The 18,296-nt window shown below is 53.3% G+C and carries 9 protein-coding genes; 2 read left to right on the top strand and 7 right to left on the bottom strand.

Annotation, left to right across the window (positions count from 1 at the left end; translation table 11 throughout):
- Window positions 1-160 precede the first annotated feature (160 nt).
- The 4 genes from cydC to FD38_RS05210 form a co-directional block, all read right to left on the bottom strand.
- Window positions 161-1,897: a thiol reductant ABC exporter subunit CydC gene (gene cydC / locus FD38_RS05195; protein ID WP_057731979.1), complete on the bottom strand. Its 1,737-nt coding sequence runs from the start codon at window positions 1,895-1,897 to the stop codon at window positions 161-163.
- A complete protein-coding gene (cydD, locus tag FD38_RS05200; protein ID WP_057731981.1) occupies window positions 1,894-3,627 on the bottom strand; it encodes a thiol reductant ABC exporter subunit CydD in 1,734 nt (577 codons plus the stop codon). The genes cydC and cydD overlap by 4 nt, the downstream gene beginning before the upstream one ends.
- Window positions 3,628-4,272: 645 nt before the next feature.
- Window positions 4,273-5,283, bottom strand: a complete 1,011-nt coding sequence (cydB, locus tag FD38_RS05205) for a cytochrome d ubiquinol oxidase subunit II (RefSeq protein ID WP_057731983.1) — start codon at window positions 5,281-5,283, stop codon at window positions 4,273-4,275.
- Complete coding sequence (locus FD38_RS05210; RefSeq protein WP_057731985.1) at window positions 5,276-6,727, bottom strand: cytochrome ubiquinol oxidase subunit I; 1,452 nt, start codon at window positions 6,725-6,727, stop codon at window positions 5,276-5,278. The genes cydB and FD38_RS05210 overlap by 8 nt, the downstream gene beginning before the upstream one ends.
- A gap of 576 nt (window positions 6,728-7,303) precedes the next feature.
- Here FD38_RS05210 and FD38_RS05215 point away from each other — a divergent pair.
- A complete protein-coding gene (locus FD38_RS05215) occupies window positions 7,304-8,254 on the top strand; it encodes an NAD(P)-dependent oxidoreductase (protein WP_057731987.1) in 951 nt (316 codons plus the stop codon).
- 45 nt (window positions 8,255-8,299) lie between these two features.
- On the opposite strand, the gene FD38_RS05220 is transcribed toward FD38_RS05215, so the two are convergent.
- Window positions 8,300-8,668 (bottom strand): hypothetical protein, encoded by a 369-nt coding sequence (locus FD38_RS05220; protein WP_147007838.1) that lies wholly within the window; start codon window positions 8,666-8,668, stop codon window positions 8,300-8,302.
- Between the two features lie 187 nt (window positions 8,669-8,855).
- On the opposite strand from FD38_RS05220, the gene FD38_RS05225 reads away from it, so the two are divergent.
- Entirely contained in the window at window positions 8,856-9,236 is a 381-nt protein-coding gene (locus FD38_RS05225; RefSeq protein WP_057731991.1) for a hypothetical protein, read from the top strand.
- Window positions 9,237-9,294: 58 nt separating this feature from the next.
- Here the strand turns inward: FD38_RS05225 and FD38_RS12765 are convergent, their stop codons facing one another.
- Together FD38_RS12765 and FD38_RS05235 are read right to left on the bottom strand one after the other, a co-directional pair.
- Window positions 9,295-12,702, bottom strand: coding sequence for an LPXTG cell wall anchor domain-containing protein (locus FD38_RS12765; RefSeq protein ID WP_057731993.1), 3,408 nt, complete (start codon window positions 12,700-12,702; stop codon window positions 9,295-9,297).
- 321 nt (window positions 12,703-13,023) lie between these two features.
- The gene (locus tag FD38_RS05235; protein WP_057731995.1) at window positions 13,024-18,066 is read right to left on the bottom strand and encodes a phosphodiester glycosidase family protein; all 5,043 of its coding nucleotides are present in this window, start codon (window positions 18,064-18,066) and stop codon (window positions 13,024-13,026) included.
- Between the last annotated feature and the right edge of the window lie 230 nt (window positions 18,067-18,296).

An 18,296-nucleotide genomic window follows, 5' to 3' on the forward strand; every position in this document is an offset into this window, starting at 1 on the left:
GCCCTATTGTTTGGTCAATTTATTTAATAACCATTTTCACCCTACCACATCTAAACCGGCGTTTCTACGGCCATTTTCCTTACCTTTGTCCCCGTTAATCACTAAAAGACAAGGGGTGTCACAATACGGTCAATCCGCATCGTGACACCCCTTGTCTTTTTTAATGGCCCCGATCCAAATCATACAACGCCCGAAACCGCGCGTTATCGCGGTAGAGCGCCTGGGGCGTCCCCTGCATGTCGAACTGGCCGTTTTCGATAAAACGGACCTGGTCGACGTGCTGAATGCCCGTCAAGTGGTGGGTGACCCAAATAATCGTTTTATCCTGCAGGACGTCAAAAACCGTATCCAACAGGTGTTGTTCCGTAATCGGATCCAGACTGACCGTGGGCTCGTCCAAGATAATCACCGGCGTATCCTGCAACAGGATCCGCGCCAGCGACAACCGTTGGCGTTCGCCCCCAGAGAAGCGGCTCCCCGCTTCCTGGACCTGCGTGTTATAGCCGTCCGGCAGACTGCCAATCAGGTCGTCGAGTTCCACGGCCTTGATCACCCGCCGCACGTCCTCGTCCGTGGCGTTTAAATTGCCCAACCGGACGTTATTCATCACCGTGGTGTTGAACAAGTAGGGTTGCTGGTCCAGCACCCCAAAGAGCTGGGCGCGTTGGTCCTGCAACTGTGCCACCGGCACGCCGTTGACCGTGACCTGCCCCTGAGTCGGCGTTTCGTCGCCCAGGATCAGTTTCAGTAAGGTACTCTTCCCGGTCCCACTGGGCCCCAGCAAGGCCAATTTCTCGCCCGGCCGCAGGGTCAACGACAGGTCGTTGATCACCTGCCGTTGGGCCCCCGGATAGGTGAAGCGCACGTGGTCCAGCGTCAGCGTTTCGAAGGCGCCCACCGTGACCTGGGGGACCTGCACCGGTTCATGTTCGTCCAGCCGGTTGACCCGGTTGATGGAGTCGCGGTAGACCGGCCACTCGCTGACCCCTTGGCTCATGTCCGCGAAGGGTTCGACCGTCGGGAAGAGCGCCAACCCGAAGGCCGCCACCCAGTTAGCCTGCGCCTGGTCGTGGGTGAACATCAAGCCGGCCCACCAGACCAGGAGGATGACCGCGGCACCGAAGATGACCTGAATCGCCAGGTTACGCCACCACTGGAAGTAGTGGTCGCTCCGGCGCAGGGTCGCGATTTCGTCGATGGGGGCGTCCTGCTGGCCCAAGAAGGCCTGCCGCCGCCCGGAGATCAACCAGTCACCCAAGCCCAACACGGAATCGGTCAGCTTGGTGTAGAAGGTCCGTTGTACCTGCCGCGCCTGAAACTCACGTTGGCCGTTGACCGCCACCGATAGCAGCGGCATCAGGATCACAATGACCCCCAAGAGCAGCAACATCAACAGGCCGAACGCCCAGTTGAAGTAGCCGATGCCGATGACCACGAACAGGTACAACAGCCAGCCAATCACCAGCGGAAAGACCGTCCGCAGGTACAGATTTTCGATGTGGTCGATGTCTTCGGCCAGTATACTCAAGACGTCCCCCGTCTGATGGGTCTGACGAATCGCCACAGCCTGTTTCTCCACAGCTTGGTATAAACGCTTGCGAAAGTCCGAAACGATGCGCAGAACCCAATTATGGCTGGTCAGACGTTCGGCGTACCGAAAGGCCGGCCGACCGATCCCGAAGGCCCGCGCCAAGACGATGGGCACGTAGATCATCAAGATGTTATAGGGGTGCGTGGCCGCCTTACTGATCAGGTAGCCGGAGTTGAACATCAGCGCCCCGCCACAGAAGAAGGTCATGAAGCCTAGGAACAGGACCAGCGCGAGCAGGCCCTTATACCGTTTCAGGTACGGCATCACCCAGTGATCGTGTTCAAACGTTTTAAAGAAACCTTTCATGCCGGTTCATCCCCTTCCATTTCGGCCCGCAGCCGGACGTAGGCCCCGTTTTGCGCCTGCAACTCGGCCGGCGTCCCCTGTTCGACCACGCGACCGTGGTCCAGCACCAGGATGTAGTCCATCTCGTTCATCCAGTGCAGCCGGTGGGTCGCAAAGAAGACCAGGTGGTCCTTAAAGACCGGCAGCATGGTCTTTTTGAGTTCGATTTCGGTTTCGATATCCAGGTGCGCCGTGGGTTCGTCGAACAGTAAGATGCGCCGCGAGTCGTCCAGAAACGCCCGGGCCAGCGCGATCCGTTGTGCCTGTCCGCCGGAAACGCCCCGGGAGCCCTCCCCGATTTGGGTGGCGAGGCCGTCCGGTAACGTGGCAATCCAGTCCGTCAGCCCAGCACGCTCGGCGGCTTGCGCCACGGCGGCGTCACTGGCGTCCGGCGTGTAGAAGGCCAGGTTATCACGGAGGCTAGCGTGGAACAGGTACGGTGCCTGGGGAATGTAGACGAAGCTCTTCTGCCAAGCGGCCTGGTCCAGGTGCGGCACCTGCGTCCCCCGCACGGTGATTTGGCCGGCTTGGGGACTCAAGAAGCCACTGAGCGTGTTGATTAACGTCGATTTACCGGACCCCGAGGCCCCGATGATACCGACCTTTTGGAAGCCGTGCACGTTGAGGCTGACGTCCTTTAAGGTCGTTTCGTCGGCGGCGTACCCCACGTTGACGTGTTGGAGGGTCAACTGGTCGTCGGCCGTCCACACCGGCGTCTGGGCCGGTAGCGTTTCGCGGTCGGTCGGCGTCTCGCGGTGTAAGATGTCCAGGACCGCCGTTAACGCGTTTTTCCCGTTGAGGGTCGCGTGGTAGTCGTTGGCGAAGTTGCGAATCGGTGCGAAGTAGTCCGGCGCCAGCGTCAAGATGATTAGCGCCGGTAGGAGTTGAATGGTGTTGTCCATCAGGCCGAAGCCCAGGAACACCGCAATAATGGCAATCGATAAGGTAGTAAAGAAGTCCAGTGCAAACGTCGAGGTCATGGCGATGGTCAGCGTCGCCATGGTCTTCTTCCGGTAGTCCTCGCTGACCTCGTAGACGTTACCGGCGTACTGTTCGTTGAGCCCCAGCTGTTTGAGCGTTGGCAAGCCCCGCAGGGTATCGACGAAGTGGTTGGACAGCCGCTGGTAGCCCGCATACTGCCGGTCGGCCTTGGCCTGCGCCGCCAGCCCCAGGATCACCATGAACAAGATGATCAACGGGTAAATCGCCAGTAAAAACAGCGCTTCCTTCCATTGTATAAACGCGATATAGATCAGGATCAGCCACGGCGTAATTGATAGGTCCAGGACCTTGCCGATGATCATCATTAGGTAGGTCTGAATCTTGTCGATGCCCTCTAGGCCCATGGTGACCACGTTCCCGGTTCCCTCTTGGGCTACCACGCTGGGACCCAGGTCAAAGAGTTTAGCCATGAACTGCTTGCGTAGGCGCTTGGTGGTGCCCTCCACGAACGGGTAGGTCAGCCAGTTCTTCAGCACCGTGACCAGGTGCCGGCCCAGAAAGGCGACCGCGAAGATGGCCAGCGGCGTGCCGATGGTGCCGACGCCCTTGAGTTGCCACAGGTTGACGATGGCCACCGCCAGGTACTTCGCCTGTAAGATAATTAACCCCGCTTGAATCAGGGTCAACAGGAGCTGCCAGATAATGACTTTGCGCACTCCCGGAAATTGAAACACACGTTGATCAATCAATGAAATCCCCCCAATACAAGTTCTGCTTATCGGATAATGTTTCATGGGGCCTGAACAGGATACCTGACGTAACGCTAGTTTAGTCTATGCCGGTATTATTCTGCCTATTTGTATGTATGCCAACACGCCGGCTTTTCGTGTCGCCTGTTATCCAATGCTTGGCAACACTAGCAGGTAGTGACTTTAGAGCCCCATAACTGTTACTCAACCGATGATTGCTAATGCCACACTATCCGATACTTATACCATTTATGATACTGCTTTCATTTCGCTTTGACGAGTATGGTGACCGCCGAAAATGTCTGTGTCCCTAGTGTGCTAAATCCTAAAATCACCTAGATATCAAAAGAACCGCCTCACCGATACACAACACCGGCAGGCGGTTCTTTGAGTATCACCACTTAAACGGTGATACCAGTTCAATTCAGTTTAAATAATCTAATCCATCTTCACCAACAACGACCAGTGTCCAGCCTGGAGGCGCTCAGGGGCTCAGCCAGCGAAATTATTCTTAGTCGAGTGATTTTCTCGGCTTAGAATAAGGCCGAGTTTTGAAACTCGCGGGTTTGGCGAGGTTCAAAATCGTGCCCGCAGGCGTTCCAGCCTCTGAGCGCCGGAAGGCGAAAACTCACACCTAGCGTAGCTTTAAGCGTTTTGCTTCGGTGAAGCCAGCCGCTTGTAGAAGACCCAGTAACTCCAGATGAAGTAGATCAACACGATCGGTAGGATGGAGAACGTCAGAATCGTCATCAGGTGCAGCGTGTACGGCGAGTTCGACGAGTTCTTAATCAGCAGCGAGTACGCCGGATTGTTGGCGACCATGACCCGCGGGAACAGCCCGTTGAAGATCAGGACCACCACGCTAATCAGTGACAACCCACTACCGACAAACGACAGCCATTCGTGGTTGCCCAGGACGCCCCAGTAAGCCAGCGCCGTGACCACGACCAGGAACAGGACAATCAGCGTCGTGGACATGGGTTTCTTGGCGAAGAAGTCCGTTGAGAAGAACAGCAGGATGGCAAAGACCACTTCTCCCGCAAACAGCACGGGGTAGAGAATCTTGTTCCAGGCCCGCGCACGGTCACGCAGTTCGCCGGAAGTCTTCAACCGAATGAAGTTTAAACCGTGGACTAAGCAGAGGACCGTAACGGCCACCCCACCCACGATGGAGAACAGGTTGACGTAATCGGTAAAGTGGGCGGTCATGTCGCCGTTTTTATCGATGGGCATCCCCTTGATCATGGCCGTGAACAGCATCCCGAACAGGAAGGCCGCACAGCCCGAGCCGATGGTGCCGGCCCATTCCCAGAAAGTCTTCCAGCGTTCCGTTTGCATGTTGGCCCGGAATTCGAAGGACACGCCCCGGAAAATCAGGCACGCCAGGATCAGGAATAAGACCAGGTAGAAGCCGGAGAACAACGTGGCGTACCACATCGGGAAGGAGGCGAACATCGCCCCACCGGCGGTAATCAACCAAACTTCGTTGCCGTCCCAGTGCGGGCCGATGGTGCGGATCACGACGTCGCGTTCCGCATCGTTGCGGGCAAAGCTCTTGATCAACATGCCGACCCCGAAGTCGAACCCTTCGAGGAAGAAGAAGCCGCTGAACAAGACGCCAATCAGAATAAACCAGAGTAATTGTAAACTAGTCATGGTTGAACGCCCCCTTCGAGTAAGGATCGATGTCGACGTCGGAAGCCGAGTAACCGTCGGTGTTTTCCGCATCCGGTCCGGCCTTTAACGTCCGGTGACATAAGACGACCATCACGACGCCCATGCCCGCAAACATCAGGAAGTAGACAATGTTCGACGTGAGCAGCGACGCCACGGAAACGTTAGGCGAGACCGCATCCGCAATGGTCAGCAAGCCGTAAACGACCCACGGGTAACGCCCGAATTCGGTGATGAACCACCCACAGGTATTGACGATGAACGGTAGCCACAGGCACAGGCCCATGATGTACAGGAACCACTTCTGCTTGACGATGGCTTGCGACTTCTTGCGGTTAAAAATCAACCCCACGATGGCCAGTAAGGCGAACAACGCGCTGGCCCCGGACATGATCCGGAAGCTCCAGAATAAGGTTTTAGTTGGGACGTAGTAGTTGATGTCGTTGCCGTACTTCTTATCGTACTTGGCGTGCAACTCCTTGTTGGCCTGGTTCATCCCGGTAACCGTCCCGGTCAATTTATGGTAACTCAATAAGTTCAAGACATATGGAATATCAACGGACCAGGTGGTCTTGTGGGCCTTAGTGTCGAAACCGGCAATGGCCGTCCACTCACCCTTTTCCGTAGAATTCTTATACAAACCTTCCATGGCCCCAACCTTCATGGGTTGGTTGTTGAGCAGGTAACGCATCTGCGTATCCCCACTAGCAATGGAGCCTAACGAGAAGATCAAGCCGATGACTAAGGCCACTTGCATGGACTTACGGTAGAAGGTCACGTGTTCCTTCTTGAGTAAGCGCCAAGCGGAGCAACCCGCGATGACGAAGGCAGCGGTTACAAATGCCCCAAAAATCACGTGTGGAAATTCGTTCCACAACTGGGGGTTCCCCACGATTGCGCCGAAGTCCGTCATTTGAACGTGCCCGGTCTGCTTATTGATGATGTACCCCAACGGGTTTTGCATAAAGCTGTTGGCCGCCAAAATCCACAGGGCCGATAATGAAGAGCCGAACATAACTAACCAAATAAAGAGCACGTGCACCCATTTGTTAAACCGGTCCCAGGTGAACATCCACATCCCGATGAACGTGGATTCCATGAAGAACGCGGCGAGCGCTTCGATGGCTAACGGCGCCCCGAAGATGTCTCCCATGAACCGGGAGTATTCCGACCAGTTCATCCCGAATTGGAATTCCTGAATGATCCCGGTCACCACGCCGACGGCAAAACTATACAGGAACATTTTGCCCCAGAACTGGGCCATCTTCTTGTAGTCCTTGTCGCCCTTGACGGCGTACATGGTTTCCATCACGGCCACCACGAACGCCAGCCCAATGGAAAACGGTACGAAGAAGAAATGGAAGACCGTGGTCATTCCGAATTGGAATCTGGCTAAACCGAGTATGTCTAGACCAAGATTTATCATTTTTCTAACCTCCCCAAACGTTATGTGTGTGAATAAATAATTGCTGACTTGCCTTCATTATATCGAGTGATAAGTCATTATTCAATGATTCACGATGATTATTTGCTCAAAACGTGATTTTTGTGAGCGTTTACCACTTATTTTGTTCGTTCACCTTGGTAACAGATTGGCCAATGTGTGCTAATTAAGTTCTATGAAATGGTAGCGATTTCTTACAGCTTATCGAAACCTTCCGTGCTAAAATGAAACTACACCCTGACGACGTGTTGGGTCAGGTCAAATAGCTACCCGTAGCCGCAGTTCCCAATCTGAAGATGATCTACGCAAAACCGCGCAGTCTGACCAGAAAGAACCACCGTTCAGCCCGGAGGTGAGCAGGGGCTCAGCCGGTGAAATTATTCTAAGCCGATGTTTTTTGTCGGCTTAGAATAAGGCCGAGCTTGAAGACTCGCGGGTTTGGCGAGGATTCAAGTCGTGCCCACTGGCGTCACGGCCCTTGATCACCGGAGGGCGAGCAGTTTAGCCGACCTCCCCAACACGCCTAATTATTGTGTTTCACTTAGGAGGATTTTTGCGATGACAGAACGAATACTTGCGTTACAATCCCTAACCGCCGACCACCTGGCCGCCCTGAAAGCGGACGGTTTAGACGTAGTCACGGCGGCCGACTACCAACCCGGTGGTGCGCCCATCACCATTTTATACGGCTGGGACGACGACCTGGGGCCCGCCGTGATCAACGACGAGCATAACCAGGTTCACTGGTTACAGACCCTCAGTGCCGGCATCGACTACCTGCCGTTGGACCTGATTCGCGACCACCACATCAAACTGACCAACTCGAGTGGCGTCTTCTCCGACGCCATCGCCGAATCCACCCTGGGCTACCTGCTGTACTTCCTGCGCGGCTTTAACGAAGCCGTCAAGAACCAGGCCGGCCACTTCTGGATTCAACCCGCCCGCACCGACCTGCATAACTTGAGCGACCAGACCGTGGTCATCTACGGGACCGGGAGCATCGGGCAAGCCATGGCGAAATTACTCAACGGGTTCGACAACGCCCCGATTGGCGTCAACCGCAGCGGCCACCCCGTCGATGGGTTCGCCAAGACGGTCAGCCTGGCCGAAGACGCGACCATCCTGGGTGACGCCGACATCGTGATCAACGCGATGCCCGCCACGGCCGAAACCAACCACTACTTCAATGCCGCCTTCTTCAAACAGCTCAACGGCTTGCGAATCTTCGTCAACGTGGGCCGTGGGACCGCCGTGGACTTACCGGCCTTAGAACACGCCCTGCTCTACCAGGAAGTGCTCCACGCCGCATTGGACGTCTTTGAGACCGAACCGTTCCCGAAGGACGCCAAGCTCTGGGACTTCCCGAACGTCTTATTGACGCCGCACCAAACCGGATTTTCCGACAACAACTTAACGCGGACGTTTGAAATCTTCCGCAAAAACCTCACCAGCTACCTGCAAGACGGGACGTTGGTGGAGAACATCGCCGACCCGTTACGCGGGTATTAACCGGTAATTCAAAGACCCGCTGAGGACCAGCGGGTCTTTTCGTGTCTAATCAATGCCACTCTCTTCGATCCTGGCGGGGGCTTCGGCGGCCGTTAAATAGCTCACCGCCCCGTCTAAAATGTCGGCCACGTTTCCGGTCAGTTCGTCAATGTCGGTGACCTTATCTCCCAGTAATTTCATGACCTCCTCAAATTGGGCTAAGACCCGGTCCTGCTCCCCTAAGCGTTGCCGCATCTGTTCCGACGTCATGTCGTAATAGCTGTCGCGCGGTGTCAACTGAGTCAACGCCGGTTGGACCAGTTGGCACACCGCCATGGTGGTCGCGCACGCGTTTTGCACGTTGCCCACCACCATTTGGCTGTACTGGAGTTTCACCAAAGTTTTCGCTAATTGCTGACTATCCATTGTTTTCAAAGTAACGTCCCCCTCACGTCCTTTAGTTACTCAATAGGATAAACCATTTTATGCGGTGAGAATGTGTGAAAGGGTTTTCTTTGGTATGTGAACTCCTTAACCGGTCGGACTCACCCGAAGACGGGGCCGCAACGACCGGAAAATTTGTGGTACACTAGGGCATCAGAACAACTAAAGGAGACTAACCATGCCTAACACCAATCAACCCGATGAGGCGACCCGCGCCAAGATTCGGCGAAAAAAACTAAAGACCAAGGTCGGCGACGAAATCTGGGACCGTTACCAGCGCAGCGTTAAGAACGGGATCCTGACCCAGAAGGAAGCCGACGCGGCCATGCTGGTCGAACACAAGAAGGCCGTCACCAAGAAGAATCGCGAACGCAAGGCCAAGGGCCCCAAGCCTAAGAGTAAAAAGGTCCTCCACCGCGAGCACGCCCAGAAGCGCGCCGCCAAGGAGTGGGAAGACCGCAAGCACCCCACCGGTCACCGCGCCCGGCGCCGCATGAACGACTATGCCGACCCGGAAACGTATCAATTGAGTCGACGGTCGGGGGGCCGGCGACGGTAATTCCAGCATAAGCAAAAGTAGTTCCCATCCCCTTTTCGGATGAGAGCTACTTTTTTTGTTAGTGATGGCGGCGTAAGAATCCCATGGCGCCTAAACAGCTAGTTAACAGCGCTAGTCCCAACCATTGAAAGAAGTTGGTAGACCGTTCGGCCGTCTGGGGAAGCTGAGCTTGAAATTGAACCTGCTGGCGTTGATGAGGCGTTATGGTCGTTAGGTTACGACGGCTCGGCTTCGATTGCGGTTTAGTACCGGTGGCCGTCGGTGGCGTTGGCACGATGTTGCTGTTCTGGTGGCCGCCCACTATTAGTGGTGTTGGCTTGGGCGCAGCAGTGGACGCCGTTGGTTGGTTGGCAGTCGCCTGGGGGTGCGGTGCTGGCGTCGTTGTGGTGAGGTCCGACTGGGATTGCGTGATGGGCCCCTGTGGCTGGACCGGCTGCGGTTGCGGCGCTGGCTGGGGATCTGGAACCGTGGTTGGCTGTGGTATGGGTTGAGGTGTCGGCTTAGGCGTTGGAACTGGCTGTGGCGTTGGTTTGGGGGTCGGCTTGGGCGTCGGAACTGGTTGTGGCATTGGTTTGGGGGTCGGCTTAGGCGTCGGAATTGGTTGTGGCGTTGGCTTGGGGGTCGGCTTGGGGGTCGGTTTGGGCGTTGGAACCGGTTGTGGTGTTGGCCTGGGTGTCGGCTTAGGCATCGGAACTGGCTGCGGCGTTGGTGTTGGTTTGGGTTTCGGCTTGGGCGCCGGAACTGGCTGCGGCGTTGGTTGAGGAATTGGGGCGTAACTGACCCGAACCAGAACATCGTTACTATCTTGAGCCATCCCCACAGCCGGCACCCGGGTTAAGTCCCCAGTAGCTATCGTCATCGCCACCACCCGTTGCCCCACTACCTGTGGATTCTGGACCGCCGGGAACTGAAATTTCTGATCAGGGGCGACCAAATACCATCCCAGTATCGTTGGTTGATCCGCTGCCGTGAGCGGTGGCAACGATGCCGTATCGGCGTGTTGATAATGGCTTACTTCTTGCGTAACTTGATTGGTCACGGTCAGGAAAGTCATGGTCTGGGTGCTTGGCGCAACTACGGGAAGTCCCTGAGCATCGACGTAGAAAATATCTTCGTGTTTGACCTCGCGTTGCGCCGTGATGTTCGGCGCCACCAGAATCTCATAATTTTTCACTGGCGCTTGACTGGACGCAAACACGATTTGCTGGGTTGGGTCCTGGACAACGTGATAGTGCTGTTGTTGGAGCGGCTCTAGATACGGCTTACTGGAGAATTGACTGGTAGTTCCCCATTTCCCCCGTAGACTTGGATCCTGGGTGTAATCTAACGACTTTAAAATCTTTCCCGTGGCGACGTCCTTGATGGTCACTGTGGCACGATTCGCGGGATTGTAAATCATAATAATTCCTTGGTTGAATCCTTGGAAGGGCACTTGGTGCAAATCCGCAACTTGTTGCCATAAGTCACCATTTCTATCAGGACTAGTAACCGCCATTTGGTAGAGATAATCTGGTAAATCCTTAACATAAGTTATCAAGGATTGCGTTGGCGACGCTAGCTGTTGAAACCGAGCGCTGATGGGCTGGTTTTGAGCGTCCCGAATGACCGTCTGTTGGTTCTGGGGGTCAACGCTAAGATAACGGATGTCCACGTTCCAGGGGGCCACATCCCGGTAGAACAAGATTGTTACTTGTTGCGACCGGGGGCCAAATACCAGGTTCGAGTTCGTGAGTTGCTGTGCTTTTCCATTTCCCGCTAAAAAGTCTTGATATTGACCGGTTCCCGTCAAGGTTAGCGACGCTAGATGTAACCCCTTATTCAGTTGTGTTTGGATCAACGTCTGAACCGCTGGGGCCGTTTTCAAATCGGTCGTTGCCCCCAATGTTCCCGAAATGACTGCCGCGGGCCCCACCGTTAGTTGTTTACCATCTGCTTGTAAGAGCTGGGCTTGCACGGTCACGATGCCCTCTTTTGCCGCTAACCTATACGGTTGAATGATGATACCGTCGAATTTATCTTGCGCATCCGACCAAGCAGCCGTTAAGCTACCATCGGCAACAGATGAATCCGCTTGTAGCTGATACCACGTCAGTGTATTGGCGTTAACGTTTCCCACATTGGCGGTCGACGGAAAACTATTTTGGTAAAGATCGTGTTGAGCTGGGTCTAATCCCGTAATCGGTAAGTTCTGATTACGTTGGTCCTTAATGATAAATGACGGTGTCGTGTACCCCAATTGCGTCGTCGCTAATTCCTGCGGTAACACGATTGGGGTGAGTAAAATATGTTGGTCACCCATACTAATGGTCTTAAGGTGTTGGTCTGAAGCCAGCGGCGAAATATCCGCAATTTGATTGTGGTCTAACTCAACCTCCGTCAGCTGCTTTTTATCGGCTAAGGCGGAAATATCATTGATGGCAAAGCTACTAATATTGACACTGGTTAGCTCTTGAAGGGACTTAAGCGCCCGAATGTCCCACAAATTTCCGGCCTGAAGTCCCCCTTTCCGCGCGTAAAAGCCAACTAGGGGGTCGGGGGACAGATAAATTGTTTTGAGATGGGTGGCGTTTTGTAAGCCTTCTAACGAATACATCCCCGTTAACGCCCAATAATACTGCGTGGGCGTTTTACCATCGTTGTTGACGGATTGTAACGACTGCTGAGAAAACAGGTCCGTCAGGTCTGTGGCCATCTGAGCCTTCGTAAACTGTTGACGAAATTCATTGAAGGTTTTGTATTGACGGCTAAAATTATTTTCCCAGATAAAGTCTTGCAGGGCGCCATCCGGTAGCCACTCGTCGATGTATAGTGGATGGTGCCCATCCGCATAAACCAGTGACGACCCCTTGTCTTCCCCCTTAGCGTCTATCGCAATATGATTGGCGTACGATTCTCCTTGCCAATTGAAAGCCCCCGGAACCTGATAATTCGGGCTATAGTGATCTACCCGGCGTAAATCCGTATCTTGCCCCGCTCCATCTTGATGAACATAGGTTGATTGGGGCCGGATTTGCTTAGGAATCGTCAACCCTTGGTGTGGTTGCGCCGGCACGATGTTCACGAGTTGCTGCGTGTCGACCGGTGCGATTCCCGCTTGAATCGCTGTGGAATCCGGCTGCGTTACCGGGGTCGCAGAAGCCGCGGGAGTTCCTGACGCCGAGGTCTTCTGTCGTACTGGCGCTGTTGGTTCATTAGAACCCGCGTGTTGGCCGGAAACCATTGCTTGGGTGCTTGACGATTGGGTTGAATTATCATTCGCTGATTGTACGTTGGCCTTCAGTCCGACTTGCTTTTGAGTTGCAACGTTCTGCCCATTTTTCTGAATACCGGATGCTAACGCCGGTTGCTGGTCTGCATGTGCCTGGGTTAAATTGGCATTGAGTAATAACAAGGCTGTTCCGGCCACCGTCCCGGCCGCAACCCATTGCCGCTGTCGTTTTTTCCCCACTTCTAATTTTCGTTTCACGATTGCCACCCCTACTCCTTTTGAGATTAATCGTTCCGCGACAACTATAGGTCGGAAATGTTGGGTTTTCAATACCTACAATCATTTTTAGTATAAAGCACATAATAAAACGTGCATTTCTTATTATAGTTGTAATATTGCGACAAATTGCTCGCTAAACGCCAAAACGCGCCACCTAGATCAACGGTTGAGTTGATTTGGGTGGCGCGTTTTTGGTTAATCGTTTTGAATCTAGGCCTGTTAATTATTGGTTACTGATTCTATCAAAAATCAATCTGTACCAGTTTAAGCATTCGTATCCTTAAAATCGATCTAGGTACTTTATTTAACTAAATTATGGTTCGCCGTAACGTAACCACCAGCTACGCGGTAACGTAACGTACCGTGTGCTGAGTAGTCCCAACCCTGAACCTTCAGCTGTTTGTTAGCCGCGATTCCGCGTAATCGGTGCTTTAATTCAGCCTCTTTGTAGAGCGTGACGCGGTGCTTAGTCCTAATCGTCCGAGGCATCTTCAGCTTCCCAGCTTGGACCTGTTGCTTGTTGGCCGTGATATACGCCCCATTCGTCAACTGGAAGACCAGTGACTGACCACGATGGATCAAACGCTTGGTTCGTAAGACTTGACCTTGACGGTAATGATGCTTCACCTTCCCAGTCAATTTGGCCGACTTGTACCCCGAAAGGCCCTTCGCATTAATGACCGTTACCCGTTTAACCAGCTTCGTGTAGTCCGCATTTTGGACGTAACTCGAACTAGCCGTGATGTACCCGGTTTGCTTGTACGTCTTGGACTTCCGATTGACGTCGCGCACGTGGAACCGCAGACGGCCATTCTTCGCCTTGACCGTCCCTAAGACCGCGAACTCTGGTTGGTGCATTTGCGGTTGCTTACTAAACGAGTTCATCCGGGCACCCTTAGAGAAGTTCGGCTTCCGGTACAGTGCCAAACCGCGAACCCCGATCACCTTAGCAGGTGTCTTTTTAGCCGTTGGTTTCGTTGCACTTGGCGTCGTTGGCTGCGACGGTTCCGGCTTGGTCACACTTGGCTTGGAAGTTTCCGGCTTGCTTACGCCAGGCGTTGCACTTCCTGAAGTTGAGCCTCCCGGCGTCGAAGTCCCTGGTGCTGTTGAACCCGGATGCGTTGCTCCTGGTGTCGTTGAACCTGGGTGCGTCGTTGCCGTATGGTCCATTGCCGTTAATTCAGCTGCATCAACTTGGTTCCCCTGAGCATCGACCGTTAATAAGGACAGCTTGTTGCCATCAATTTTAACCGTCAAGAAAGTCTTTTGTTTCTTGTTCGCTTCGGTTTGAATCATGTCCCAAACTTCAGGTTGGTTCGGCCGAATGTCGTACGTCTTTTCGCCGGTATGTCCCGCCGCGATATAGGTCGTCCCATGCGCGGCCTTTTTACCTCCGACCAGTGGGAACGTCCGCCCGTATGAGTGGTCATGGCCACTAAAGACCACATCGATACCCAATTCATCACATACTGGTGGTAACATCTTGTTAAACATCGTTGAACGCGAATCGGCCGGGTTTTTGTTGTAGGCTGGTTGGTGGGTCGTCACCACCCGCCAAGTCTTCTTAGACGCCTGCATATCTTGCTTCAACCAGTCCAATTCCCGCTGCATTTCTTTAGGATCATCCGTCCAACCAATTGATGCGATGTGCATGTTGCCGTAGTCGACTGAATACGTCCCCTTGCGGACCGTCTTCGGCCCATTGCCGTTAGGAACCCCCAGCATCTCGATGGACTTAGACCCATCGTCCCCCATGTACTCATGGTTCCCCATCACGTGGAGCATATCCATCGAATCGTAATACGGGTGTTCATCAAAGATTCGGGCCGTGGCTTCGGCTTCCGTATAGAGGGTTTGGTCATCGTTAAAGTCCCCGACGTGAATACCAAAGGCTGGTTTATCCTGAGACTTTTCTACGCCGTTCAGGAAATTATCGAAATCGTTCAATTGACCATAGTTACCAACCTGGGTATCCCCAAAGACGTTAAACGAAAACTTATTACTATCCGTAAGCGTCGTAAAATGCCGAACGGCTGACCAATTAGTGCCATCCCCTACGCGGTACGCGTAGGACGTTCCCGGCTTAAGTCCCTTAGCATCAACTCGGTTAACCGTCACGGCACTGGTATCACTGTCGTAAGTAAACAGCGAATTCCGCCCACTCTGGCTCGTCTTAAAGGCCTTGTCCTTGTTTGCCGCGTAGTCTTTGTCCGTGGCGATTTGCATCAATGACTGAATGGTATGATCAACGGGCTTGGTCATCCAGGTAATCGTCTTCCGCGTCGTTGGGTCTTGTGATGCCCCCGTCAACAAGTGCGATGGCACTTCACTGGTCTTGTCTCCCGGTGCATAAATGATCGTTGGGGCTAAGAAACTATGCGCTGCCCCGTTATCCGCACCAATTTTGATTTTTCCTGCCTGCGTCGGCAGCTTATCCGTTGGGACTTCACCTTGAGCATTCGTTTTGCCTAACGTAACGGACTGGCCGTTAGCCGTTACCGCAAAGACGTCTACCCCGGTTGCGGGTTTACCTGCAGCGTCTAAAATCGTGACCGTATTCTTCAGTCCCGCCACAAATGGGGTGTGCTTGACCTGATAATCGGCCTGCGCCTTAACCGTGTGTTCTTCCGATGCCACGGTCAACGCCATATCAGTCGGTGCGGCGTCCTTCAGTTCAACCGCACCGCTCAGTAATTGATACGTTAACGGGGCATCGGCCGGCGTATCCCGCGGAACGTTTAAGGTAACGGTCATCAGTGGCTTGGTCTTATCGGTACCTAAATTCTTTAGCGTAAAGGTCGTTGTGCCGTCCTTTGACTCGGTCGCATACCCGTTTTGTTTGCTATCCTCAACCGCGTAATCAACGGACTTAATGGTAAAGCCCGGTGCCAACTTCATCTTAAAGACGGCCGACTTCAACTTCGTTAAATCATCGGCGGTAATGTTAAATTTGGCCGTATCGCCTAATTTTACGGTTTTATCCAATTGATTCAGGTGAATCCCCGTAGCTTGGTTGGCTTTCACCGTAAAGTACGCTTCTTTTTCGGTCTTGTTCCCGAACTTATCCACCGCCACGACCTTCACGTGGTGCGTCCCGTTCATGAACTTGAGACCCTTGAGCGTAATCAAACCATCCTTATCCGGAATAAAGTGGGTCTTATCTGCTGAATAGTCATGGTCATCCACGTAAACTTTACTATTGTCCCAGTCAATCCCCGACATATTCGGATCATCCGGATCATCGTGCAACTTAGTGGTAATCGTCACGTTGCTATCCGTAAAGGTCTTCCCGGCCACGTCGATACTATCAACGATGGGATTCTTCAGGTCATCCTTGTTCACACCGTAGACCGCCCGAATGTTATCCACGAAGATATGGCCTTTAGCGGCTTTACCACCACCTGGCATCCCCGTCTTAACGGACATTACCCGAATTGCCAGTTTTGAATCGATGCGAATGGGATAAGCCACGCCATCCGGAAGTGGGGCTTCCACGTACTTCCAGCCCGTCCAATCAATCCCAGTTGACGTATCCACGAAGTCCAACGGCATCGCGGCGTTCGCCCCGTCATGGATGGCCATCCGTAGCCAATCGCCCTGGGCTTCTGGCGTAGCGTAGACCCACATTCCGATACTCTTAGGCGCACTCGGAACATTAATAGACTGGTCTTTAGGCCCAGCGTAGGAACCGGCCGTTTTGTTGTTCAACGATGAGTCCGTGTAGTCAAAGTCCACCCGGAGGGCCTTTTTCCCAAAACGAACCTCGCCGTCGTCTGCGGTCACCGTTGAGATGCCACCCTTCACGGCCGGAACTGAAGTACTTGAAGTCCAATCCGGCACACCATCTTCAAAGTCAACGATGGTTTTAGGCAATTGGCCGACTTGAACGTTCACTTGCGCTTCTAAGCCACTGACGCTGGGGAGTGTGGCCTTAATGGTACCACCAGCACTACCTTTGACCCCTTGGAACTCGTCATAACCCGACATGACTCCTAGATTAGCAGGGCAGTCCCACTTAACTTCATCATCTTTTAAGTGAACTTCCCGTTGTCCCGCGTAAGCCGTTAAATTTAGCGACCGCTTTTCTCCCGGTGCCAAACTAAGTTCCTTGTTTAAGAAGCTCAAACGGTCTGGCTTAGCCAGGGTAACGGTACTCTTCCCTAAGACCTTATTACCTTGCTTTAATTCGACCGTCACATTTCCAGTCTTACCGTTAGACGTAAAGACGCCTTGGTTATCAATCGAGCCCAAAGACTTGTCATCGATCGTCCAAGTCAGCCCAGACGTAGGAAGTTTCGCGTCATAGCCAGCTGCATCGACCCCACTCGCCTTAAAATCAACCTTAGTGCCGGCTAAGTAGGCTTGATCTTTTGGGGACACTTCGGCACGGTCCAATTGATGGTCGGACTTGGCGTTCGTCACAATCAGCCAACTCGTGCTGACCTTCCGTTCCGAACGGTCGGATGGGCGATTTTTTAAGGACAGGTCCTTTTCGCCGGGTGTCCGGGAGAGGTAAGTCGTCGAGCCCCCGCCATCAAAATTAATCGCGTCCACGGCTCCCTTATCTTTCATCAGTTTAGCCAACTCGGATAAACTCATCCCGTCGGAATATGGAGGTTGTTGCCCATCAACGGAGACAAAGAAGACCGTGCCATCCGCCTTGATACCAACCGCCGTATGTGCCGAATGCGGCGTGCCCGGTACGCCCTTTAAACTATCGGCGGACTGAACCTGTCCGTCTTTGACCAGTCGGCCTAAACCGCCCAGTGCTTGTTCTAGGTTGCCCTTTTCCTTGTCGTAATCGGCTTGATCCCCAATTACCGGTTTACCCGCTCTAGTCAATCCAAAGAAACTTTCACCGCTATTGGGTTTAGACGCGTGAATCTCTTTTCCGTCCTTGATAATGGTCCCCGAGGGTTCCCCGGAACTCATGTTAAAGAAATCGGCGTTGACGGCCGCTACCACTTGGTGTCCCTTCTTAATTGCCGCGTTCGCTTGGTCCCGCACGGTCTGCAAACCATACTTCTCTCCGTCATCGGGCAGCCCCGGACGCAAAGTAGCATTCTTACTAAAATCAACGGAGACCGTGTGCACGACGTCTTGGCTGTTTTTATCCCCAATAAAAGCTGACCGATTATCCGTCACTCCGGGAGCCAATTCGTTTGATGAGCTTTCAATCGGGTGATCGTACCCCTTAGCGTCATCGGCTTTAGGTTGGACGACCGGCCCCGCAGTTGTTGCTTGGCGTTGCATGGTATTCGCCTGGGCAACCGGTGTCATCAATGGTGTTAAAACTAGGGCAATCGCCAAGGTAGCGCCTAATTGCCGTCTTTTCTTCATCATAAATTCAAATCCCTCTCTGTCTGTAAACCTAAAGTATCTAAGCAACCAGCTTAACGTCACCACCACATCAAGACGATTGTTGTTTTTTCGCATTGAAGTCGTCGTAACTTGAGTATCAGTTTACGGGATTCCAACTTAGTTTTGGGTAAGTTTACAAAGTCTGTACAGAGATAGCGGAACCTTTACACGTTTATAAAACCTATGATAATGATTAGCTAATTCTAAAACAA

The sequence above is a fragment of the Levilactobacillus zymae DSM 19395 genome (genome assembly GCF_001434115.1).
Taxonomy (GTDB): Bacteria; Bacillota; Bacilli; order Lactobacillales; family Lactobacillaceae; genus Levilactobacillus; species Levilactobacillus zymae.